The 22,302-nt window shown below is 49.9% G+C and carries 21 protein-coding genes; 9 read left to right on the top strand and 12 right to left on the bottom strand.

The window, feature by feature from the left end:
• Positions 1-225: 225 nt before the first annotated feature.
• The 5 genes from EKM96_RS08280 to EKM96_RS08260 all read right to left on the bottom strand — a co-directional run bounded on the left by EKM96_RS08280 (position 226) and on the right by EKM96_RS08260 (position 3,897).
• Positions 226-831 (bottom strand): pentapeptide repeat-containing protein, encoded by a 606-nt coding sequence (locus EKM96_RS08280; RefSeq protein WP_125642414.1) that lies wholly within the window; start codon positions 829-831, stop codon positions 226-228.
• A gap of 299 nt (positions 832-1,130) precedes the next feature.
• Positions 1,131-1,619, bottom strand: a complete 489-nt coding sequence (locus EKM96_RS08275) for a hypothetical protein (RefSeq protein ID WP_125642411.1) — start codon at positions 1,617-1,619, stop codon at positions 1,131-1,133.
• Positions 1,620-1,633: 14 nt separating this feature from the next.
• A complete protein-coding gene (locus EKM96_RS08270; RefSeq protein ID WP_125642408.1) occupies positions 1,634-2,041 on the bottom strand; it encodes a hypothetical protein in 408 nt (135 codons plus the stop codon).
• A gap of 127 nt (positions 2,042-2,168) precedes the next feature.
• A complete protein-coding gene (locus EKM96_RS08265) occupies positions 2,169-3,182 on the bottom strand; it encodes a lipoate--protein ligase (RefSeq protein WP_125642405.1) in 1,014 nt (337 codons plus the stop codon).
• 235 nt (positions 3,183-3,417) lie between these two features.
• On the bottom strand, positions 3,418-3,897 hold the full coding sequence (locus EKM96_RS08260) for an Rrf2 family transcriptional regulator (RefSeq protein WP_125642402.1): 480 nt from the start codon (positions 3,895-3,897) through the stop codon (positions 3,418-3,420).
• Positions 3,898-4,257: 360 nt separating this feature from the next.
• Here EKM96_RS08260 and EKM96_RS08255 point away from each other — a divergent pair, with 360 nt between their 5' ends.
• The 5 genes from EKM96_RS08255 to EKM96_RS08235 all read left to right on the top strand — a co-directional run bounded on the left by EKM96_RS08255 (position 4,258) and on the right by EKM96_RS08235 (position 10,106).
• Positions 4,258-5,271: an ABC transporter ATP-binding protein gene (locus tag EKM96_RS08255; protein ID WP_125642399.1), complete on the top strand. Its 1,014-nt coding sequence runs from the start codon at positions 4,258-4,260 to the stop codon at positions 5,269-5,271.
• A complete protein-coding gene (locus EKM96_RS08250) occupies positions 5,268-6,242 on the top strand; it encodes an ATP-binding cassette domain-containing protein (RefSeq protein WP_125642395.1) in 975 nt (324 codons plus the stop codon). The genes EKM96_RS08255 and EKM96_RS08250 overlap by 4 nt, the downstream gene beginning before the upstream one ends.
• On the top strand, positions 6,242-7,201 hold the full coding sequence (locus tag EKM96_RS08245) for an ABC transporter permease (protein WP_125642392.1): 960 nt from the start codon (positions 6,242-6,244) through the stop codon (positions 7,199-7,201). Before EKM96_RS08250 ends, EKM96_RS08245 begins: the two co-directional genes overlap by 1 nt.
• Before the next feature lie 12 nt (positions 7,202-7,213).
• Complete coding sequence (locus EKM96_RS08240; RefSeq protein WP_125642389.1) at positions 7,214-8,164, top strand: ABC transporter permease; 951 nt, start codon at positions 7,214-7,216, stop codon at positions 8,162-8,164.
• Positions 8,165-8,288: 124 nt separating this feature from the next.
• Complete coding sequence (locus tag EKM96_RS08235) at positions 8,289-10,106, top strand: oligopeptide ABC transporter substrate-binding protein (RefSeq protein WP_125642386.1); 1,818 nt, start codon at positions 8,289-8,291, stop codon at positions 10,104-10,106.
• Here the strand turns inward: EKM96_RS08235 and EKM96_RS10580 are convergent.
• Entirely contained in the window at positions 10,089-10,262 is a 174-nt protein-coding gene (locus tag EKM96_RS10580) for a hypothetical protein (RefSeq protein ID WP_164511005.1), read from the bottom strand. The two genes, EKM96_RS08235 and EKM96_RS10580, sit on opposite strands and share 18 nt — an antisense overlap.
• Before the next feature lie 502 nt (positions 10,263-10,764).
• Here EKM96_RS10580 and EKM96_RS08230 point away from each other — a divergent pair.
• Both EKM96_RS08230 and EKM96_RS08225 read left to right on the top strand, forming a co-directional pair.
• The gene (locus EKM96_RS08230) at positions 10,765-11,223 is read left to right on the top strand and encodes a universal stress protein (RefSeq protein WP_125642383.1); all 459 of its coding nucleotides are present in this window, start codon (positions 10,765-10,767) and stop codon (positions 11,221-11,223) included.
• 67 nt (positions 11,224-11,290) lie between these two features.
• Positions 11,291-12,193 (top strand): RluA family pseudouridine synthase, encoded by a 903-nt coding sequence (locus EKM96_RS08225; RefSeq protein WP_125642381.1) that lies wholly within the window; start codon positions 11,291-11,293, stop codon positions 12,191-12,193.
• Between the two features lie 906 nt (positions 12,194-13,099).
• Here EKM96_RS08225 and EKM96_RS08220 read toward each other — a convergent pair.
• The 4 genes from EKM96_RS08220 to EKM96_RS08205 all read right to left on the bottom strand — a co-directional run bounded on the left by EKM96_RS08220 (position 13,100) and on the right by EKM96_RS08205 (position 17,379).
• A complete protein-coding gene (locus tag EKM96_RS08220; RefSeq protein ID WP_125642378.1) occupies positions 13,100-14,428 on the bottom strand; it encodes a signal transduction protein in 1,329 nt (442 codons plus the stop codon).
• 4 nt (positions 14,429-14,432) lie between these two features.
• Complete coding sequence (locus EKM96_RS08215; protein WP_225417714.1) at positions 14,433-15,749, bottom strand: GHKL domain-containing protein; 1,317 nt, start codon at positions 15,747-15,749, stop codon at positions 14,433-14,435.
• Positions 15,750-15,758: 9 nt separating this feature from the next.
• A complete protein-coding gene (locus EKM96_RS08210; protein ID WP_225417712.1) occupies positions 15,759-16,520 on the bottom strand; it encodes a response regulator transcription factor in 762 nt (253 codons plus the stop codon).
• A gap of 460 nt (positions 16,521-16,980) precedes the next feature.
• Entirely contained in the window at positions 16,981-17,379 is a 399-nt protein-coding gene (locus EKM96_RS08205) for a hypothetical protein (protein WP_125642372.1), read from the bottom strand.
• A gap of 74 nt (positions 17,380-17,453) precedes the next feature.
• Between EKM96_RS08205 and greA the strand changes: the two genes are divergently transcribed.
• Positions 17,454-17,942 (top strand): transcription elongation factor GreA, encoded by a 489-nt coding sequence (gene greA, locus EKM96_RS08200; protein WP_125642369.1) that lies wholly within the window; start codon positions 17,454-17,456, stop codon positions 17,940-17,942.
• A gap of 175 nt (positions 17,943-18,117) precedes the next feature.
• On the opposite strand, the gene EKM96_RS08195 is transcribed toward greA, so the two are convergent.
• Together EKM96_RS08195 and EKM96_RS08190 are read right to left on the bottom strand one after the other, a co-directional pair.
• Positions 18,118-20,499, bottom strand: coding sequence for a phosphoketolase family protein (locus EKM96_RS08195; RefSeq protein ID WP_125642365.1), 2,382 nt, complete (start codon positions 20,497-20,499; stop codon positions 18,118-18,120).
• A gap of 378 nt (positions 20,500-20,877) precedes the next feature.
• Complete coding sequence (locus tag EKM96_RS08190) at positions 20,878-21,603, bottom strand: GntR family transcriptional regulator (protein WP_125642362.1); 726 nt, start codon at positions 21,601-21,603, stop codon at positions 20,878-20,880.
• Positions 21,604-21,796: 193 nt separating this feature from the next.
• Between EKM96_RS08190 and ybaK the strand changes: the two genes are divergently transcribed.
• Complete coding sequence (gene ybaK / locus EKM96_RS08185; RefSeq protein ID WP_125642359.1) at positions 21,797-22,300, top strand: Cys-tRNA(Pro) deacylase; 504 nt, start codon at positions 21,797-21,799, stop codon at positions 22,298-22,300.
• Positions 22,301-22,302: the final 2 nt, after the last annotated feature.

Here is a 22,302-nt window from a genome sequence, read left to right as displayed (position 1 = left end):
CGCCACAACTTCTATTTGATAACGGCCTGTTCTGGGATTGTCCTCAACGACTGGCTAACTTGTTCTTGCAATTTACGGTAATAATCTTTTACTGGACACACGATCATCTCCTATGAACCATTCTTTCAGTAACACTTATTTACCTTCAGCATAACACTTCACACCGAAAAAACGCCTCACAGAAAAACCGGACTGTCCCCTTCGAGACAGTCCGGCTACCTAGTCTTACTCTGAAATTTCAATACCCAGTAGCCCAATCAGCTGGGCGGCCTGGAACTGGTTAATCGTTAACCCTTTGGCCAGATCGGCGCTCAGGCTGACCGCCTCGAAGTCCGCCGCATGCCAGTCAAACCCCTTCAACCGGGTTTCAATAAAGCTCGCGCCGGTCAACCGGGAACCCGCAAAGTCAACGCCACCCTTGCTCCGGACGGCCTGAAAGGCACTCTCCAGCAGATCGCAATCCTCTAGGCTAACGCTATTGAGTTGTGATTCACTAAAATTCGCATAGGCCAGCTTCGAGGCGGTCATCGTCGTCCGTTGCCAGAAGCTCCCGGTGAAGTCCGCCCCGGACAACTGTAGATTTCGCAACGCACAGTCATACCAGCGGCTCTCTAGCCAACTGGTGTTGACCAGCTGACAGTGAGTGACCGTGACTCGGGCGAATTCCCCCTGATTGAAGTTTGTCTGGTCGAATTCGCAGTGATCGAGCGTCACATCCATCAAGCGAATCGTTTCATTCGCCGGGGTAAAATGACAGTTACGATACACGTGTTCCGCTTCAATGTCGTCAAAGCTCAGCGTTTGGTCCGCGACAACTGGATAGTCTTCCATGATTGGCCTCCATGATTTTTAAGTGATCGTTTACAGTTTTGATAGCAACAAAAAAAGCCCAACCAGTCAAAGACTGATTAGACGTTTTTTCCACAGCATTCGTCGAAACGAATGGATTTATCTCGGAATCCACATTCCCTCAAAATCAAGCACGTCACAATACGGTGACATATGTGCCCTGCTGACAAATTCACCTAGCCGCTTGCGCGGACACCCTTTGCAAGCAAAGAATGCGTGATTTCTCGACTCATCGCATACAGAGAATCATACCATAGAATCATCCCTGCCGCAAGCCTTGTTTAATCCTTAGACTTTTTAACGTCGGTCGCATCCTTGTTGGTGGCTGCCGCCTGAAGCTTTTCGATCTGTAGTCCGAGCCAGTCATGCAGACTGTCATCGGCCGTCTTGGCCTGGTCAACGTAGGTATCGGCTGGTGCCAATGCATCGATCCGCAAACCAGACGTGTTGATGTCTTCCGTTTCAATCACGGCATAGACGTTAACATCCGCCTCGGCATCGGTTTCCATGATTTTGCCAATGATCTTGCTATCCTTCAAGGGTAAATTAATCACGCTAGTCTCTAAGCGCACGGAAACCTCCGCATCACTCAGCGTTAACTCGGCCTGGGCCAACTGATCCGCCGCAATCTGCTCACGGATAAATTTAGCCAATGGTGCCATCACCTTATCGGCATCGGCGTAAAAGTCTTTCTCAGTGGCTTCGGCACTAAAGTGTTGCAGGTCGTCATCGGCCACCGCGTCCATAAATGTTTGAATTTCTCGTTTCATTACTGACACCTCGCTTATTTGCTAAATCGCTGACGGTCCCGTTTGTCCCGTTCGCGTTTCCGCAACCGCAGGGCCAGAACCAACCAGTAGCCGTTACCGGCCATGAGCGCCAGGCTCAGGGCCGACATCAACAACCGGATTTCAATAGTCGTGTGACTGTTCCACATGTTCACGATGACCCCAATTAGGCCCAACGTGTACAGGGCGATGACCAACCCCATCAAGTAAAATGAGGGCTTCCAGTCCATCGCGGCCAACACAATTGTCACGGCATACAGGCCAATGGCAATCAGGCTGGACTTCATCAATTCACCCGATTGAGCGGCACTTCCTTGGACAAAGGACTGCGTCATCAAAAAGTTAATGACTAAAAAGCCCACCAAGGAAACAACGGCCCAAGCAATCACGTTACGATCTCTCATTTAAAATAAACTCCTCAATAATTTCATAAATAAAAAACGTGGCCAACCGACCACGTTTTAGTCAATTTCTTCTATTCTAACGTATTCCACCCGTAAAATCAGCTAATCCACTAAAACTAACGGGAATCTAATCGACCAGCAGATTCAAAACATCGGCGGTATCAATACCATTGAAGTATTGTTGCGTGTCAACGCTATTCAAGACGGCCCCAACACTTTCCTTATCGTACCGCACACCAGCCAACTTATCGGCCAATTCCGTGGCATCCCCAGGGCCAAAGAAGTCCCCGAAGAACTTGATATTCTTGATCTTCCCTGCTTCAACTAACAGGCGGGCATCGATGGTCCCAGCGGTAAAGTGTTGCCGCTTCTTGACCGTGAATTCTGGTGAATTACCGTAAACCCAATCCCAGTTGCTGTAGTAGTCAGTGTAGATCTTGTCGATGGCCGCTTGGTCATCGTCATCAATGCTAACCTTCTTGTCGGCAATGGCCGCCAGGCTATCAACATGGAAGAGTTCCTTCAGCAACGTGTCCCGGAATTCTGGCACCGTTAGGTTTTGATATTCTGGCGCTAAGTATGGCTTCAGATTTGTGACCCGTGACCGCACGGACTTAATCCCCTTGGACTTCATCTTGTCTTCGGGCACGTTCAAAGCGTGAGCAATCACGTCTTGGTCCACGTCGAGCATCAGGGTCCCATGAGAGAAGGTCTTCCCACCATGCGAGTACATCGCGTTACCGGAGAATTTCTTGCCATCAACTAAGATGTCATTCCGACCGGAAACTTCTGCGGTCTTGGCACCCATGTCGTGCAACGCATCGACAACGGGTTGAACGAAGGACTTGAAGTCACCGAAGGATTCGCTGTCGCTGTCGACCACGAAACTAAAACACAGGTTACCCAAGTCTTGGTAGACCGCGCCACCACCGGAGAGCCGGCGCGTGACCGTGATGCCATTTTCTTCGACGTACTTTTGATTAATTTCTTCCAGCGTATTTTGATTACGCCCGACAATAATGCAGGGACCCTCATAGTAAAACAGAACCAGGGGTTCATCGAAAGTCTTATTATTCATCAGATACTGTTCGGTCGCAAGATTACGCCGAATATCGTGTGATTCCATGGCATACCAATACATAACCAAAAATCCCCTTTCAAATTAACCAATCAGGCAGTCTGTAACCAGCAGGCTCCCATTGACTAAAATCATAGCATGCTTTGAAATCGATTACAATTCAGCGCCCAAACCAAACAAAAAGACCACCAGAGGTCATGTCTGGTGGTCAATGGTGTTGCTTAATGGCGGCCGTGGCTACCATTTCATCTACAACTATTATTATAGCCGGTCCCCCACCGAAATGGCAGGAATCTGCTTACGAATTCTCAGCGTCTTCGGGGTTCGTCAACTGACGGAAGTAACCATGATGTTGGAGGTCTTGCTTCAAATCAGTCATCGTAAATTGATGGTAAAACTTGCGGTAATCTTCATCGGCCAACGTGAAGAGATCGGTCAACGTTTGGGAAATATTGGCCGAAATATCGGTCTGTTCGCTGGCCTTCGTTCCCTTAGAGTCGCCCGTAATAAAGCGGGCATAACTAATAGTTGGTGGGATCGTGAGGTCATAGAGCTCCCCGACGTTAATGTCGGCCAACTCGCGAACGAGTTGGTAGCCACCGTTTTTACCCACGGACCCCTCAATATAGCCCTGTTTGTGAAGGACGGACAAGATGTTACGGATCATCACCGCATTCAATTGTAATGACGCTGCTAATTCACGGCTAGCGATCTTCCGCGGACGGTTCTCGTCCAGGTAGAGCAAGCTATGAACCGCAACGGAAAAGTCTAATCGCATTGTTCAGCCATCACCTTTTAATCATTCTGGAGTTATTAACCGTATCATACCACATTCTGGATATTTAATAATAGCCCGAGTCGCTGACCCCCGCCGTTCGTCCGTCATTTTGACGGCTTGAGTCGCCAGTTGATTCAATGATTTAACCAATTGTTAGGCAAGCAAGCAACCCAACACGCCATTTTCGGGCTCAATTTTAATCCCTCTAGAACTAATTCTGAGATGATTGCCCTGTCAAAGTTTAGATGGGCCAGCCGTATTGTCCATGACTAATGATGGTCCCCAACGACTACGGGGGCCATTGACGACCAGGGGGAAAGGTCAGTGGTCAGGCATTATCTGGTCTAGGGGGGGATTAACGTGGCAACCGAGGAGAATTTTCTAACCATCAAGGACGTCAGCACGGCCTTCAAGATTAACGGCCAGTACTACGACGCCATTTCACACATTAACTTAACGGTCCACCACGATGAAATTCTCGCGCTGGTCGGCGAATCCGGTTGCGGTAAGAGCACCTTAGCCACGACCATCATGGGCCTGCACGACCCAGAAGAAACGCGGATTAGCGGCGTCGTTGACTTCGAAGGAACCAATCTCTTACAACTTGACGAGGACGGCTATAACCAATTCCGCGGCGCCAAGATTGGCATGATCTTCCAAGATCCTCTGTCGGCATTGAATCCACTCAAGCGAGTGGAAGACCAGATCCAGGAAGTCTTGGACTACCACACAACCTTATCGACCGCCGCCAAACATGACCGGGTCATGGAGTTACTCGATCAAGTGGGCATCGTGAATCCACCGTTAACCGCGCGCCAATATCCCCATGAATTATCTGGTGGGATGCGGCAACGGGTCATCATCGCAATAGCCATTGCCTGCAAGCCCGACCTCATCATTGCCGACGAACCCACGACGGCCTTGGACGTGACGATTCAGGCCCAGATTCTCGATGTGTTGCGGTCGATTCAGGCCGAAAATCACGCCGGCATTATCCTCATTACCCACGACCTGGGGGTTGTCGCCGAGACGGCCGATCGCGTGGCGGTAATGTATGCCGGCCAAATCGTGGAGTCGGGATCGGCGGAACAAATCTTCAACACGCCGAAGCATCCGTACACCCGCTCCCTATTGCGGTCGATGCCGCAACGTAACAACGAATCCGATGATCTCTACGTTATCCAAGGAAACGTTCCGTCATTACGTCGTTTGCCAACCACTGGCGATCGTTTTGCCTCACGGATTCCGTGGGTGCCAGCCAGCGAGCACGAAGCGACCCCGACGATGCATGAGGTCGCACCCGGTCACGAGGTTCGCTGCACCTGTTATCGTAACTTTACCTTTCCGGATGAGAAGGGAAGTGACCACGTATGAGTCTGATTGAAATTCACGATCTCAAGGTCCACTACCCCATTCGTAGCGGCTTCTGGAACCGGGTCACCGACTCGGTTAAGGCGGTCGACGGGATTAGCTTCAACATCGAGGCCGGTGAAACCTACGGTCTCGTCGGCGAATCCGGCTCCGGCAAATCGACCACCGGTAAATCCGTGGTGGGCCTGGAGAAGGTCACCAGCGGCCAGATTATTTATCAGGGCCAAGACATCACGCGGCCGGCCACTCGCCGACGGCTCCATTACAACCAGGATGTCCAAATGATCTTTCAAGACTCCCTGTCGAGCCTGAATCCCCGGAAGCGTATCGAGGATATCATCGCCGAACCCCTGCGTAATTTTGACCACCTGAGTAAGGACGACGAGAAGCTTCGAGTCCTACAGCTGCTTGATATTGTCGGACTAGATGCAGATGCTTTGTATAAATATCCGCACCAATTCTCAGGCGGCCAACGACAACGCATCGGGGTCGCTCGGGCGGTCGCCACAAATCCCAAGTTGATCATCGCCGATGAACCCGTGTCTGCCCTGGACCTATCCGTTCAAGCACAGGTTCTAAACTTTATGAAACAGATTCAACAGGAATTTGGCATCTCCTACCTGTTCATTTCTCATGACCTGGGCGTCGTCCGCCACATGTGCAACAACATTGCCATCATGCACAAGGGCCGATTGGTGGAATTGGGAACCCGTGAGGACATTTATCACCATCCCCTACACCTTTACACCAAGCGGTTACTGGCAGCGATTCCCGAAACCAACGTCAATCAACGGGTGGCACACCGAGCCACTCGACAAGCGGTGGAACGGGCCTATCAAGACCAACAAACCCGCTACTACGATGCCGATGGCGCACCCTTCCCACTCGTGGCGGTCAGTCCCACTCATTTCGTGGCGTTACCGGCCGACTTTGCCAAGTCATTGGCCCACGCCGAAGAGGAGGTGCAGGCCTAATGTGGAAAACCATCTTACGGCGGATGCTCATCATGATTCCAGAAGTCATTATCCTGAGTATCCTAGTCTTTCTGTTAGCCAAGGCGATGCCCGGCGACCCGTTCACCGGGTCAATTAATCCCAAGGCAAACCCCGCCCAAATTGCCCATCTGATGAAGATGAACGGCCTCGATGGTCCCTGGTACTCACAATATTGGAACTGGGTGGTTCACCTGTTCCATGGGAACCTGGGGAACAGTTATCAATACCAAGAACCCGTGACCCGGCTGATTGCCGGACGGGCAACCAACACGCTCTGGTTGGCGCTGTTCACCATGCTGCTGACCTATGCGATTGCCCTACCAATGGGCGTGTTTGCCGGCCGCCACGAAGGCAAGTTACCCGACACCATCATTCGCTTCTACACCTACGTGACCTACTGCATTCCGTTCTTTGTCATCCTGGTTGTCGGCATCTGGATCTTCGGCTATGTACTGGGCTGGTTCCCAACCACCGGGTCCATCTCGATTACCGCGAGTGGCTGGCTCGACACCATTGGGTCGCGTTTCTACCACATCCTCTTGCCGGGAATCATGGGTGCCCTGTTCAGTACCGTGAATATCGTGCAATACCTGCGGTCGGAAGTCATCGATGCCAAGCACTCAGATTACGTGCGAACGGCGCGGTCTAAAGGGGTGCCCACCAAGGACATCTACCGGCACCACATCTTCCGCAACTCCCTGTTGCCCATCGCGGCCTTTGCCGGCTATTCAATTACCGGCCTGCTGAACGGGTCAATCTTCACCGAAACCATCTTCTCCTATCCCGGGATGGGGCTACTGTTCATTAATTCCATTAGCTTCCGGGACTACACCGTGATCACGGCACTGGTCTTAATTTACGGCATCCTAAACCTATTGGGAACGCTGCTATCGGATATTATTCTCAGTCTGGTTGATCCACGAATTCGGATTCAATAGGGGGTGAACCGCATGCCAAATAAAATCGATCAACAATCCAGCATTTCCGCAGCCGATTTAACCCGACTGAACCAGGAAGCCCAGTCGGAGGCAACCCCCTCGACCGCCCGCATCATCTGGAGCGAATTCAAGGCCGACCGGCCGGCCATCGTGGCCCTCGTCATCATCGTGGGGTTCATCCTGTTCGTTATGCTGGCGTCGCTCTTCATCGATACGCCGAGGATGATGGAAACCAACATCATGAATTACTTCAACCCACCCTTCTCGGCCCAGGACTGGTTGGGCGCCGACTCGGCTGGGCGTTCAATTGCCCAACAACTCATCGTGGGTTCACGAAACTCCATCGGGATCGCGTTGGGCCTGACCGTCATCTCTTCCACCTTCGGGATTGCCTGGGGCCTCATCTCCGGGTACTTTAACGGTTATGTGGACTGGGGCATGCAACGGGTCTACGACTTCATGATGATGTTACCCATGCTCATGATTATCATCGTGTTGGTCACCATCATCCCGCACTACAACGCCATTACGTTGACGCTGATCTTCTCCCTGTTCTATTGGGAAGGCACGTCACGATTGATTCGCTCGCGGACCCTGGCAGAAGCCGATAAGGACTACGTGGCCGCCTCGATTACGTCGGGGACCAATCAGTGGAAGATTATCTTCAGCCAAATCATGCCCAACATCTCTTCACTGATCATCGTCGACACCACCCTGTCCTTCGCCGAAAACATCGGGGTTGAAACGGGGCTGTCCTTCCTGGGATTTGGACTACCGAGTCAAACCCCATCATTGGGGACCCTAATCGCCAACGCCAACGACCCCAATAACATCACGCAATACTGGTGGACCTGGTTGCCCGCGGCCTTGGAAATCATCGTTCTGTGTTTATCCATTAGCTATATCGGTCAAGTCCTCCGGCGCGCGGCCGATGCCTCGCAACGGCAAGGCCTGACCAGCTAATCAGCCAAACCACATTTGAGGAGATGGTGCCACCTTAACAATCACACACTGCACTTACCCTGGCGGGGATGAAGGGATGCTTGCTGGGAAATTATGAGGACATTTTTTCAAGGGGGAAATTTGTATGAATAAGAAGAAATTAGTCTTATCGGCCGTTGCGGTGCTTGCCGTCATTGGCCTGGCCGGCTGTTCGAGCAAGAGTTCCAGCTCCAACAGTAGCGGCGAAAAAGGGGCTTCATTGAAGCTGCCGGACCACTATACCAACACCAAGGCGACCGACAAAGCCGCTACCCGCAATGGGACACTACACGTGGCCGAACCGGCGGACGCACCCTTCGCGGGGATTGGTGATCCCAACCTGATGCAAAACAACGAAGACAATGACGTCTTCGCACCCGGTGCAGCGGCTCCCGGTAATATCAACGATCTATTTATCGCTGATAAGAATAACAAGATTATCGATGGTGGGCTAGCTAACCAACGCCTCGATCGTAAAAACAACACGGTGACAATCACCTTACGTAAGGGTGCCAAGTGGTCCAACGGCTCACCGATCACCGCTAAGGATATCGAATACACCTACGAAGTCATCGGAAATAAGGATTCAACTTCTCAAAACTACACGGCCGATATGGCTAACATCAAAGGGATGGCCGCTTACCACGCCGGCACCGCCAAGACGATCTCCGGCATTACCTATCCAGACGGGGAAACCGGCCGCAGCGTCGTCATTCACTGTACGAAGATGACACCCGCCATGAAGTTCGTTGGGAACAACTTTATTGCCGAAACGGTGGAACCTTACGACTACATCAAGAATGTCCCAATCGGGAAGCTGGCAGCCTCGCCACAAGTCCGGAAGAATCCACTCTTCACGGGTCCTTACAAGCTGGACAAGATCGTTCCCGGCGAATCCACTTCCTGGTCCAAGAACCCTTACTACTACGGCAAGAAGGCGCAAATTAAGAATATTGTCATCACCGTCGTTTCCAGCAACAACATCGACAAGGCGATCCAATCCGGCAAGTATGATTTCACCTCGCCAGCCGGTGTCATGCACGGAACCGACTACAAGGAACTTAAGAACTTGAAGAATTACAAGATCGTTGGCCAACCCGAATTGGGGTACGGCTACTTTGGCTTCAACGTCGGCCAATTCGATACCAAGACCGGCAAGAATGTCATTGACCCGAACAGCAAGATGGCCAACAAGAGTCTCCGGAAGGCCATGATGTACGCCGTGAACACCGATGCCGTTACCAAGAAATTCTCTTACGGCATGTCCTGGCGGGCCAACACCTTGATTCCACCAATCTTTGACAACTACTGGGATTCTTCCGCTAAGGGCTTCCCACTGAACATCAAGAAGGCAAACAAGCTCTTGGATGACGCCGGATACAAGAAGAAGGGCAAGTGGCGTGCTCAACCAAATGGTAAGCCATTAACCATCTACTTCGGTGCCATGACCGGGACCTCGGCTCAAGCGGCAACCTACCAAGACTACCTGCAACAATGGCACAAGATCGGCTTGAACGTGAAGTTTGCTACGGGTAAGACGATGGAAATGAACAGCTTCTACACCACGTTGCAAGCGCCTAAGCAAAACAAGATCGACATCTACAACGCGGCCTGGGCTGTTTCATCCGAACCAACGCCAACGATGTACACCGAAACTTCCGTCCAAAACCTGGGTCACTTTGCGACTGCCAAGAACACGCAACTGATCAACGACATGAACAGTAACAAGGCCTGGAACGATAGCTACCGGGCTAAGATTTTCAAGGAATGGCAAGCGTACATGAACGAAGAAGCGTACGTTGCTCCTGACTCATTCAGCTACACCTGGGCACCGGTTAACACCCGGGTCAAGGGTTACAGCCTCAAGAGCTCCAATGTTGATTTCTGGAGCAGCCTGTCCTTAACTTCATCCAGCATGAAGTAAGGCCTGCTTTACCGCAGCCGACCAATCATGGTCGGCTGTTTTTGTGTTGGGTTGGTGTTGGGTTGGTGTTGGACCGCCTTCGGCGGTCAGGTACGCCGCCTGTGGGGCAACCACCCCGGCCAAAGAGCGGTCCGCGGTGGCGACTTGGCGCCTCACAACCCGAGTCTCCAAGCTCGGCCCGTGGTGTAAGAACGGTCAGCCCACCCTTCTAACACCACCGTCACAGGTCTCTGTACCTGACCTCCTACGGCTCTGGCAACAATGATCACCATGCCAGAACAGTCGCCGTTCTGAAGTCACTATCGACAAATGACCTAGCACAATCAATCTGTCCGAATCTTATCCAAGAATGACCTATCCACTTTAAATTAATCTTTTACTAGTCTGCCAACCCATCCATTTGCCCGTTCAAACCATCTGCCTTACCAGATTGCTTCGCCCAATAACGGTTCACCCCTTGCCGATTCCCGGTTTATTCAACGAAAGCTCACGTTTATTCATCAACATTGCGGACTCATCCAGTTAGGTCAATGCTTAAACGGGTAGGCTTTTCAGGTCCTTTCATGAGTTTCTTGCGGAATTAATTACTTACACATAAAGCAATAAATGATATAGTAGAGGTAGAATTTAACTTGCTTCGTGAAGGGTGGCATTTGAGATGTTACAACAATACAAAAACATTCTGGTCCCCGTTGATGGTTCCAAAGCAACGCAACCAGTTCTAGAAAAAGCAATCGAAGTTGCTAAGCGCAATAAAACTCATTTGGATATTTTAAATGTACTCGAAGTTAACCAATTTAGCGACACGTATGGTGGTGCCGTTAGTGGTGACGTCATTTACAAACTTTCTCAAGATGTTCAAGACCGTTTGGATGCCTTGAAGCAACAAGCCCTGGATGCCGGTGTTCCTGATGTCAGCATTCACGTTCGGTTTGGTAACCCCAAGCCCGTCATTGCTCGGGAATTCCCAGCTGATCACGACACCGAATTAATCGTGATCGGCTCAACTGGTTTGACCGCCGTTGAACGCCTGATGATTGGCTCTGTAACCAACTACGTTAGCCGTTCCGCAATCTGCGACGTCTTAATCGTCAAGCCAACCGAAGTCAAAAAATAATGATCTTTAAAATGGCTTTCCGACTGCCTCGCAGTGGAAGGCTATTTTTTTATGAAAGGTGACGACTATGCCACAATCTTGGTCCTATACCCGGGTGCTCCCGGAGAATTTTACGCCACGTCCGCTCCGTCAACTGCTCACCGACTGGTTACTCCCCAGTCACCTGGTTCATGACCTGCGGATTAATCAACGGGTGCTGGTCAACGGCGACTATCGATCGATGAACGAACTGGTCGCCGGTGGCGATACCCTTCTTCTGACCTTTAAGCCCGAGGACTTCAAGGAACCCTTCCCCGACGTCGACCCCGACAGTGCCGCGACGGTCAGTGTGGTCTACGAGACCGCCGACCTGCTCATCGTCAATAAGACGCGTGGGAGTAAGACCCATCCCAACCAGCCCGGCGAACGCGGAACCACCTTGAATCATGTGGCGGCCTATCTCGGGCCCAACGAACCCGGGCCCTATATTCTCAGTCGGCTGGACCAGGAAACCACTGGCGCCTTGATGATGACGAAGACGCCAGCGGTGGTGCCCATCATGGTACGTAACATCGCTGAAAAACGGGTTCAACGAACTTATTTAGCCTGGGTTCACGGAAATCTTAGCGGCACGGGAACGTTCACCGGCTCCATCGGTCGGGATCTGGCCGACAAGCGCAAGCGGCAGATCGATGGCGATCACGCCCAACCGGCCGTTACCCATTACACCGCGGTTGATCATCAGCCCGGTGCCACATTGGTCCGACTCTGGCTAGAAACCGGCCGAACCCATCAGCTTCGTGTGCATCTTGCTCACAGCGGTCATTCCTTAGTCGGCGACCCCCTGTATGGCCCTGGCGATCCTTGCCAACTACGCCTGCATTGCTGGCAACTCGCCTTTCCACAGCCCTTCACTCTCGGTGATAAACGCACCACAGTCACGGCACCCATCCCCAGCGATTTTAACCATTTTCACATGGACCAAGCTTAATCGTCTGTTTTCAAACGTTCTGGACGATTGCAACCGTTAACTATTTTTTCTTGGTATACTGACCCCGATTACATGGCTTAGGGGGGATTCGATGCGGTGGCAACAGAGATGGGCGTTAATCGTTCTCGTGATCTTGTTGGGCATTCTGTTAATCTGGGGAATCATTAATTTAGGCCAATAAAAAACGAGTTGGGAGTCTTCATTCTCAGCTCGTTTTTAAATTGGCTTGGCTTTTATTGGGTAGTGGCTTGTCGGGGGGAAATGCGTTAGGGAACGGCGAACGATCATCTTTCCCAGAGGACCCGCTTAAATACCTTGTCTGGCTTAAAGACTTTTAATTATTGCGTGCCCGCGTGGGCACTGGATCTCTTTGCTAGCCCCCTGGTCATCATTGCCGAAACGTGGTCCCAAGGGCAGCCGGTTCCGCTTAACCCCACTAAGGAAATAATCCAAGCCCGGGATTTTTTCCTTAGTGACGTTAATGCTCGCCAGCTTACCGCCCTTGGGACCACTCTGATCAAAAAAAACCGCTGCTTGTCAGCACCGGCTCTTAATAGCTTCTTTGAGATTATCCAACATTATAGACTGTAATCAAGAAAACGCTGTTTACTCAAATCAACTATATTCCCAATTAGATCGGATCAGGAATGTAGAATTGTGAAAAGCCTCGGCAAAGACTTTTCGCAACGTGGACAAAACATCTATCGTCTAAATAGACATTTTTCACAAAGTCTAGAACCCGTAAAATTGCTTTAATTCTCCGGCTCCCAAGAAGGATTGATTGGTATTACAAATATTAGTATATCAGACGCCCACCGATTTGCAAGCGGTTTCAGAATCTTTCACCACCTATACTGTCAGTTTTACGTCAACAGTCTAGACAGTCGACTTTGTGAATGATCCGGCCTATCCAACACCCTTTGGGAGCGCAATCAACAATTGCCCCCAATGCAGCTTTAGCTGTAACGAGCTGGTTGCCGACTGGGGCAGGCTGGCTCGAACACTGGCAAAACTCATGACGCCGACGTCCGTCACCACCCGATGATGACCATCGATTTTGGCATCCTTGGGAACCGAGAACGTCAATTGTAGCTGAATCTGCTTAGCGGACTCGTTTAAGCTTACCGTGACCACCGCAGGATCCATCTTACTAAGCGCTGGAACCATTTCCGGCAAAACCCGGTCAACTACCTGACTAATCTGTTTCAAGGCCGCTACCGTAGCCGTGAGGGGCTCAGGCACCTGGATGAACAGCTGGACTCCCTGTTCCCGGGCCAACAGGTAATTGTGATAAAGCTGAAACTTTAACCGGGTTCCGGGAATGTTCGTCAAGTCTTCCAGCGTTAATTCCGCAGCATTACTCGTCGTCCAACCCGACCGGATGTCGATGTAGAGTTGTCGAAAACCCTCGTAGTCTTTATCCTCCAGGTACCCCCCTAGTCCCAATAGCATGTTCTGATAGTCGTGACTAAACTTTCGAATGGCCTGTACCTGACGGTCGAGTTCCTTGGTATATTGCTCCCTAAAGGCCTGTTGTTGCCCCTGTAGCTGGGCATGCTCCTGTTGTAAGTGCGTTTGCATTAGCATATATGTACTGAGCGTTAAACCAATTAATAGAATGCCCGCGATCCCCGCCAGGAAGAACAGGTACTGTTCCGAATTTGCCAGGCTCTGTAGCGAGTACTCAAACAGAATATAAACCACACCCAGGATGGACATAAAGCCTAGAAATAGGAATTCCATGGAGCTCCCCATGATATCTTGGATCAGGTTTTCCATGGGGGCTCGCGTTAGCCAAATACCCACCGCCAACAGGCTAAAGACCATCGTATCCAACGCCATTTCAATCATCGTTCCCGTGAGACTGGCCGCAAAGACTGGCCCCACCAAATGAATCATCCCCGCCAGAATCACCATATCGATGAATTCCGTCAGCAGGTAGGCCAAAATCGTCACGTCAATGAAGGACGGGATATACTGCCACCGGTGATGACCGCCCAACCATCCCAGCTCAATGCACAGCAGGACAATGATTGAGAAGGCCCCAAGGACCGCACTCTTCGTAAAGGGATTCACGACATCGATAGCGGTGAAAATTCCCGCTAGCAGGGCACAATAGAGCAAAAAATGTTTCTGCGGTCGGACCTGAGGAAACCAATAATACTGAAAATAGACCAGCCAAAAGACTAGGAAGAAGTCCGAAATATAAAAGCTGATGGGACTAACCGTAATCACGTTATCACCTGCCTGGTTTGGTTAACATCACTGTAAAGTAAAGCATCCCCCGCTTATAAACCACCTGCAGCGAGGCATTATCGGTTTGATTAATAATCTCCTGGACGGAACTCAAGCCCAGACCGTGCCCGCCGCCCTTGGTGGTATACCCCGCCTCCATGAAGTGACTCATCTTACCAGGGGTATCGGTCGACACCGGATTGGCCACCGCAAATTCAATGACACCGGGATAGTCGAGAATGGCACAATAGATTTCTGGTTGGGACTGACCCGTACAGGCCTCAATCGCATTGTCTAACAGTACCCCGACCACTCGCAACAGGTGGACACTTTCCATCGGCAACGCCGCGACCTTGTCGGGAATCTCTAGTTGAAAGGCAATCCCATGGTTCTGGGCCGCTAGCATCTTTTGGAAAAGCAGACTCTTCAGCGCCGGATCACTCAACTGGTGTAAGCCATCCACCTCAATACCGGCCCGTAGACTGGTCGCCTGCCACCGCGAATTTAACGTTTCGTAATAGGCCGCCAAGCCGTCATAGTCCTCGGCGTCCAGATAGTCACCCAGCTTCAACATCTGCTTCTGATAGGTCTGCTTAAATTCCCGAATAGCCTGAACCTGATTGGAGATTCGCCGATCGTAGCGCGTCTGTAGTAAATTTTCTTGAAACTTGGCCCGAACATGTTGCCGATCAAAGAAACTCTGGAGGAAGAAAAACAGGCTGGCACTGATCAGTAGGACCATAACTAATTCAATGCTTAGAGCAAAGGTCAGCATGGCATGGTTAATCTTTAATCGGTGAATAATCATCGACGATGCCTGCGCCAGGATCGCCAGGCTGGTTAACAGCGCCATGACGGTCCACTGTTCCTTGCGGCTAAAGGACAACCGTTCCAGATTCCCCGGTTGAACCCGCATCCCTGACACCGCCAATGAAATTAGCGAATAGATTAACAATTGGAAAATTAACCGGCCCGCAATCACCAAGGGTTGCTCACTACCTGCCACGCCAATCAGTTCAACAATCACTTGACGGACCACATCATTAACCATCACCACCACCAGGTAAATCACGATGGTCGCGTTAACGAAGATGAGCGTTAACTTCGGTCGATGCCGAATCAAATAAACCAGCGCACTAAGCGGTGGCAAGATAAGGGTCCAGGGCCGACCTAAAATAGCCGGAATCAAGCCCCACCCAATCCATTTCAAGGGCAGCTTCCAGTTTTGTGGGCGGATAACCCCCACCCACAGCGTGATAAACCACTGCATGGTGACCGCCAGAACCAAGTTTATCCAGAACCGGTAATCTAAGAAATGCACACCGATCACCTAACCCTTCAGATGCTTCTGTACCAATGTTTTGACCTCATGAAATCGTCGGGTTGCCACGTCCGTCTCATCCCCATTAGGAAAGACCAGCCGCCGGTTCACCGAATCGATGCCACTAACATTATCGAGATTAACCAGGAAGCTCTTATCCGTGCGATAGAGCTCGGGATACTGATCCGCAATATCCTTTAAAAACCCCGGGAACTCGACCAGTTGATTGGCCGCGTGAACCGTGACCTTGTGGGGAGACTCGGCCGTGGCCACAAAGTACACATCCCCCATCGGCAGACTGAACTTACGACCACCGATCGTATAACTAAAAAGATTTTCCGTATTTCCTAAGTAATTGGTATAGCGTTGATAACCATAATCCACATTTTCCCGTAGCTTCTGATCAATCTGAGCCCGACCTAGGTCTTTCACGACAAAGTCCATGGGCTCCACCTTACGCTCAAAAGTCAGTAATGCCATTTCCGAGTGGGTCGTCACGAACACAATTTCCGCAAATCCCAAGTGTTGCCGAATCTTAATCGCCGTTTCCAGTCCCGTCGTTTGTTCGCCTGGAAATTCGATATCCAGAAAAAATAGCGCGTACTCCGGCGAGGCCTTTTCCAAATCATTCAGTAGTTCCCGTGGGCTTGGTGTGGCCAACCGCACCTGCATATCGTAATCGTTAATCATGATGTACCGTTCCACCACGTCACGATAATGGGTAAGCTGTTCAACATTGTCTTCGCATAAATAAACGGCCAGCACCAACATCACACCCCTTTGGTTAATTCAGCGTCAAATCTATTCACCCACTAATGTAACCTGAATTCCTTTCGTTTGCAATAAAAAAGAGCCATCCGCAAATGGTCCTTTCTCATGTTGACTATTTAATTACTATCGCTGGCTAATTAGCACTCCCCCAAGCCCCAAACTAGTCATTATCCCTTAGGTCTTCCAACAACCATTACTTACTCTTCAGCCGATTGGCTATGAACGATTCAAGCCTAAGAAACGACGAACACTGACACACTGTCAGGCCAACTATTCATTAAAAAACGTGGGCCGCCAACCCAAGAATCATCCGATATAATGACTCATTGAGTGGCGAAATCAGTTGCCGTAAAACTGACCCCTTTCAACTGTCCTTACTTTACCATGAAATCCTCTTATCACTCGTTAAGTGGCAAAAACGTCCGTATTTGCACGTTAATGCATTAAAAAACAGCACAATTCAATTGTGCCGTAACGAATAGGTCAGATAGCCGCCGACAACCAGCGGGCCGAAAAAGACGAGACCGGCATCGATCAGCCCCAGCCAATACCATTGTAGTGGCGCCTTGGCGGCCGCCTGAATCCGCTTCGGCCGTAGCATCTGTTCATTCAGGCCACTCACGGTGGTCTTACGTCGCCGCCGAATGGTCGGTGCCTGTACCTGTCGGCCATCCACTAGAACGGCCCACTTGGCGAACGGAAACGCTAACCAACTGATGACAAAGTAACCATCCGCCATCGTGAACCCGTTCACCAGGGTCCACCGACTATAATCCAAATGGCCTAGCAGGGCCAACGCCACCACCCAGAGTAGGCCAACGCCGACCTGCCGACGCCAATAATCAAACGTCATGTGCATGGTCATCCCTCCTTGCTTTCAACTGACGACTGTGTAAAATGAAGTTAATAATCATGTGTAAATGAGGTGAAACTATGGCAGATTCACGGGACTTCAATCCCATCACCGCGGCAGGTTATCACGATTTGGAAACCAAAATTGCGGCGCTTGAGGCCGACCGACCGGAAAAAATTGCGATTCTAGCCGAGGCCAGAGCCCATGGCGACCTCTCGGAAAATGCTGAATATTCAGCGGCCAAGCGCGATCTGCGCCATCTGGAAAGCCAGCTGCGGTTCTTCAATAAACAGCTACAATACGCCAAGGTCGTGAACCCCAAGGCCGACACGACCGTCGAGCTTGGCAAATGGGTGACGGTCCGCTTTCTAGACGACGAGGACACCGCCACCTATCAACTCGTGGGGACCGCCGAGGCCGATCTAGAGGCGGGCAAGATTACCCGCGTGTCGCCACTAGGCAAGGCCCTACTGGGACATCGGCCCAAGGAGCGGGTCACGATTGCCGCGCCCAATGCCAGTTACGATGTTGAAATAGTCGCAGTCTCACTGACTGCCCCCCGCAACTAATTTCAGTATACCGAGAACCAAAATTAATAGCCCGACCAAACACTGCCGATGACAACGTTTGGTCGGGCTATTTAATTTCTATTTCGTTAAACGAAAAACCACCACTCGCCGACCCGAAGGTCAGTCAGTGGTGGTTTGTTTAATGACTAGTTTTTAAGCCAAGGTAATCCGAAGACTACTTAAGTGGCTTCCATTGCCATGCATCAACTTCTGGCAAGTCAGTCCCAACTTCGCGAATGTAGGCATTGTGCTTAGCAACCATGTCGTTCATCCGTTGAATGAAGTAGGCACCCTTAACGGCGTAGGCGTCGATGTCACTAACAGCTTCCTTAGCCAAGTCGAAGCGGTCCAATTGGTTCAAGACACGCATGTCGAATGGCGTCGTGATATCACCGTTTTCACGGTAACCATGCACGTGCAAGTTGTGGTTGTGACGGTCGAAGAAGAGATCCTTAACCAAGTCTTCAAAGCCATGGAAGGCAAAGATAACTGGCTTGTCGGTCGTGAACAGACGATCGAATTCTTCATCAGAAATCCCACGAGGGTCAATCTTAGGAGAACGTAACTTCAACAAGTCAACAACGTTGATGAAGCGGATCTTCATTTCTGGGAATTCGTCATGCAATAATGAAATTGCAGCTAATGATTCCCAAGTAGGTTCAGTACCGGCAGCAGCAAAGACGATGTCAGGTTCTTGACCTTGGTCAGTCGATGCCCAGTCGATGTAGCCCAGACCATTGTTAACCAGGTTAGTGGCTTCATCAATGGAGAACCATTGTGGACGTGGGTGCTTGGAAGTGATGATCAGGTTAATCTTCTCACGACTCCGGAAAGCAACGTCCCCAACAGCTAACAAGGTGTTGGCATCAGCAGGCAAGTATTCGCGAACGAATTCAGGCTTCTTTTCTGCCAAGTGAGTTAACATACCTGGGTCTTGGTGGGTGTAACCGTTGTGGTCTTGTTGGAATACAGTTGACGTATCAACAAAGTTCAAGGATGGGTAATCATGACGCCATTCTTGTTCAGCGGCCTTACGTAACCACTTGAAGTGTTGCGTAAGCATGGAGTCCACTACCCGACCGAATGATTCGTAGGTAGCAAAGAAACCATGACGACCAGTCAAGACGTAACCTTCTAACCAGCCTTCAGCTTGGTGTTCTGAAAGTTGTGAATCGATGACACGACCATTGGTGGACATGTCTTCGTCGTAAGGTTCGTGGATGTCTTCCATCCATTGACGCTTACCATAGTCTAACATGCTGTAAAGACGGTTAGACTTGGATTCGTCAGGACCAAAGGCACGGAAAGTTTCAGGGTTCAACTTCATCGTGTCAGCCAGGTAATCTGACCAAACAAGCATGTCTTGCGCGATGGTCTTACCATGTTCGGTGTTGTCCAAAGCGTACTTCTTGTAGTCAGGGAGCTTCAATGGTTCTGGCTTGATCCCACCGTTAGTAACAGGGTTCATAGCCATCCGTTGGTTACCCTTAGGGGCAAATTCACGGATTTCTGGCTTAACCTTGCCATCTTCAGTGAAGAGTTCTTCTGGCTTGTAAGACTTCAACCAGTCAACTAACAAGTCAACATGTTCCATGTCGTTTGCGTCTACTGGAATTGGAATTTGGTGAGCACGGAATGACCCTTCGATTGGGTTACCGTCCAAGTCGTTCTTAGGACCAGTCCAGCCCTTAGGTGAACGAACGATAATCATTGGCCATACTGGTAAGGAGTCATCGTTGTTGTCGCGGGCATTCTTTTGAATAGCCTTGATCTTTTCAACAGTTTCGTCCATAACCTTTGCCATGTTAGCGTGAGCTTCCATGTGCGTAAGGCCTTCGGTTTCAACGAAGTGAGGTTCCCAACCCATACCTTCGAAGTACTTAGTCAGTTCTTCGTCGCTCATCCGTGAAAGGATAGTAGGGTTAGAAATCTTGAACCCGTTCATGTTGATGATAGGTAATACGGCACCATCAGTGATTGGGTTGATAAACTTGTCTGAGAACCATGATGCGGCCAATGGGCCGGTTTCAGCTTCCCCATCACCGATTTCAACAGCGGCGATAACGTCTGGGTTATCTAAGATAGCACCAGTACCGTGGGAAAGACTGTAACCAAGTTCCCCACCTTCGTGGATAGAACCTGGCGTTTCAGGTGCGGCATGGGATGCAACGCCACCTGGGAAGGAGAATTGCTTGAATAAGCGCTTCATACCTTCTTCATCTTGAGAGATGTTAGGATAAATTTCACTGTAGCTACCATCAAGATATGAGTTAGAAACCATCACTTGACCACCGTGACCTGAACCTTCGATATAGAACATGTTCAAATCATACTTTAAGATGGCCCGGTTTAAATGAGCATAGATAAAGTTTTGAGAAACGATCGTTCCCCAGTGACCAATAGGCTTAACCTTAACATCGTCTGAAGTCAGGTCACGCTTTAACAGCGGGTTGTCACGCAAGTATAACTGACCTACAGACAGGTAGTTAGCGGCGCGAAAGAACTTGTCAACGCCTTCCAAGTATTCCTTGGAGTCGAAGTTTGCATTTGCTGCCATGTAATTAACACTCCTTCTTTGAAATCATAACTGCATAATCTAGTTGATAGAAAATTTGTAAAATTTATCTCGTAATGACTACCGAGTTGTTTTTTACTGTCCCTATCATAACGTGTTTTCACAAAAAGTCAACCTTTTTGAAAATTGGATCGTATCAATTTTTAAATTGAGTGACCATACGTCATCTACACCTAGCATTATGCCAAACTTAACGGACAATTGCGACTAAACAGCGTTGTTTTTCTTTAATTTTTCTTTATTCATAACAAGATAAACTAGACCAATATTTTAAATGGTCCATTAGTGACTATCGTCATTGCCATACCAATTTTAGACCAATAAAAAAGTGACTACCGCTCGGTAATCACTGCTTGTTGCCTATTCTTCATCAAGTGAGACAAAGGTGTTATAGTTCAAATATTGATAGTGGAGTCGCATGTTAGAAACCTCAAACGGCGTGCCGTCATCCAGGAAGAAGACGCCTTCCATGATGCCAACCGGTTCAACTGGCTTCAGGTCCAGGAGTTCCTGGTCTTCGGCGGTTGATGGCTGTGCTTGAATCGACATGAAGGACTTGGTGACGACCTTCCCCTGCGTTTCTAAATAATTGAAGATGGAATCGGTCACAATCTTTTGTGAGAGATTTGGGGCAATCTTAATGGGAATATACCCCGTTTCGATCATGAACGGCTTGTCGTCAATCAACCGTAATCGCTTGATCTCGTAGACGAAGTCGCCTTCGCTTAGAAAGAGATCCTGCTGGATTTCCTTACTGGCAGGAACCACATCAAACTTCAGTAACCGAATCCCAGGCGTATTGCCGGCAGACTTCATACTGTCAGTAATTCCTAAATTAGACCCCTCATATTGAAAAATTGTTTGGTTTTTCATATATAATGGGTTAATGAAGGTCCCCGATCCCCGTTTTTTAAAAATAATGCCTTGGTTAGCCAAAACATTGAGGGCGCGCTTAACGGAGCTCCGACTGACGTCGTAAGCTTCACTCAGGCTCCGCTCATCGGGGAGACGTTTATTGGGGAATTCATTCTGATGGATCCGTTGTTTTAAGTCCCGCATCACTTTTCGATAGACTAAATCTGCCATGATATCTCCTCATAACTCTTCAACTAGACTTGCACTGTGATAGAGTATAACAGGTTTTCCGAGTGGTGTCTGCTTTTCTGAACAAACAACCGTTCCATTTATTTTTTAAGACCGATCCAATTTAGCCGGCGAATCAATTACGGGCTGTTGGATCGCTGTTAATCCAATAACTTTACTTTGAAAGGTGAGTCTCATGGCAAAAAAGAAAAAGGGCAAGCGTCTCCACAAGACCCTTGTCGAACAAATTCTAGATAAGAACAAGATCGCCTACAAGCAATTCGAATTCGCCACCCATACCGAAGGCGACGTGGCTCAAATGGAGGTCGACCACGAAGCGGTCGATGAACATCACATTTACAAGACCCTGGTCCTCAGTGGTAATACCACCGGTCCCGTTGTCGGCGTATTGCCCATCGATGAGCATTTAGATGAGAAAAAACTGGCCAAGGTTTCGGGCAACAAAAAGGTTAATATGGTTCCCCTAAAGGACCTGGTCAAGACCACCGGATACGAACATGGTGCTAACACGCCCGTCGGTATTTGGGAAAAGAATCAGTTCCCGATCTATCTCGATAAAACGGCTCAAGAACAGGGCCAAATCCTGGTTTCTTCCGGTCAGATTGGCCGGTCGGTAGAGGTCGATGCCACGGACCTGGCCACGTTGGTTCACGGCACGTTTGCCGACCTGTTGGAGTAGCT

It is taken from the genome of Levilactobacillus tangyuanensis (assembly GCF_003946545.1).
Classification (GTDB): Bacteria; Bacillota; Bacilli; order Lactobacillales; family Lactobacillaceae; genus Levilactobacillus; species Levilactobacillus tangyuanensis.
This window is presented reverse-complemented; position numbering and strand designations above follow the sequence as displayed.

What these genes read in the sequence shown, in the direction of transcription:
- EKM96_RS08260 (WP_125642402.1), bottom strand. Translation starts at nt 3,897, where the DNA reads ATGCGATTAGACTTTTCCGTTGCGGTTCATAGCTTGCTCTACCTGGAC.
- EKM96_RS08250 (WP_125642395.1), top strand. Translation starts at nt 5,268, where the DNA reads ATGAGTCTGATTGAAATTCACGATCTCAAGGTCCACTACCCCATTCGT.
- EKM96_RS08275 (WP_125642411.1), bottom strand. Translation starts at nt 1,619, where the DNA reads ATGAAACGAGAAATTCAAACATTTATGGACGCGGTGGCCGATGACGAC.
- EKM96_RS08190 (WP_125642362.1), bottom strand. Translation starts at nt 21,603, where the DNA reads ATGGCAGATTTAGTCTATCGAAAAGTGATGCGGGACTTAAAACAACGG.
- EKM96_RS08235 (WP_125642386.1), top strand. Translation starts at nt 8,289, where the DNA reads ATGAATAAGAAGAAATTAGTCTTATCGGCCGTTGCGGTGCTTGCCGTC.
- EKM96_RS08245 (WP_125642392.1), top strand. Translation starts at nt 6,242, where the DNA reads ATGTGGAAAACCATCTTACGGCGGATGCTCATCATGATTCCAGAAGTC.
- EKM96_RS08225 (WP_125642381.1), top strand. Translation starts at nt 11,291, where the DNA reads ATGCCACAATCTTGGTCCTATACCCGGGTGCTCCCGGAGAATTTTACG.
- EKM96_RS08230 (WP_125642383.1), top strand. Translation starts at nt 10,765, where the DNA reads ATGTTACAACAATACAAAAACATTCTGGTCCCCGTTGATGGTTCCAAA.
- EKM96_RS08210 (WP_225417712.1), bottom strand. Translation starts at nt 16,520, where the DNA reads ATGTTGGTGCTGGCCGTTTATTTATGCGAAGACAATGTTGAACAGCTT.
- EKM96_RS08270 (WP_125642408.1), bottom strand. Translation starts at nt 2,041, where the DNA reads ATGAGAGATCGTAACGTGATTGCTTGGGCCGTTGTTTCCTTGGTGGGC.
- EKM96_RS08205 (WP_125642372.1), bottom strand. Translation starts at nt 17,379, where the DNA reads ATGCACATGACGTTTGATTATTGGCGTCGGCAGGTCGGCGTTGGCCTA.
- EKM96_RS08195 (WP_125642365.1), bottom strand. Translation starts at nt 20,499, where the DNA reads ATGGCAGCAAATGCAAACTTCGACTCCAAGGAATACTTGGAAGGCGTT.
- ybaK (WP_125642359.1), top strand. Translation starts at nt 21,797, where the DNA reads ATGGCAAAAAAGAAAAAGGGCAAGCGTCTCCACAAGACCCTTGTCGAA.
- greA (WP_125642369.1), top strand. Translation starts at nt 17,454, where the DNA reads ATGGCAGATTCACGGGACTTCAATCCCATCACCGCGGCAGGTTATCAC.
- EKM96_RS08280 (WP_125642414.1), bottom strand. Translation starts at nt 831, where the DNA reads ATGGAAGACTATCCAGTTGTCGCGGACCAAACGCTGAGCTTTGACGAC.
- EKM96_RS08265 (WP_125642405.1), bottom strand. Translation starts at nt 3,182, where the DNA reads ATGTATTGGTATGCCATGGAATCACACGATATTCGGCGTAATCTTGCG.
- EKM96_RS08240 (WP_125642389.1), top strand. Translation starts at nt 7,214, where the DNA reads ATGCCAAATAAAATCGATCAACAATCCAGCATTTCCGCAGCCGATTTA.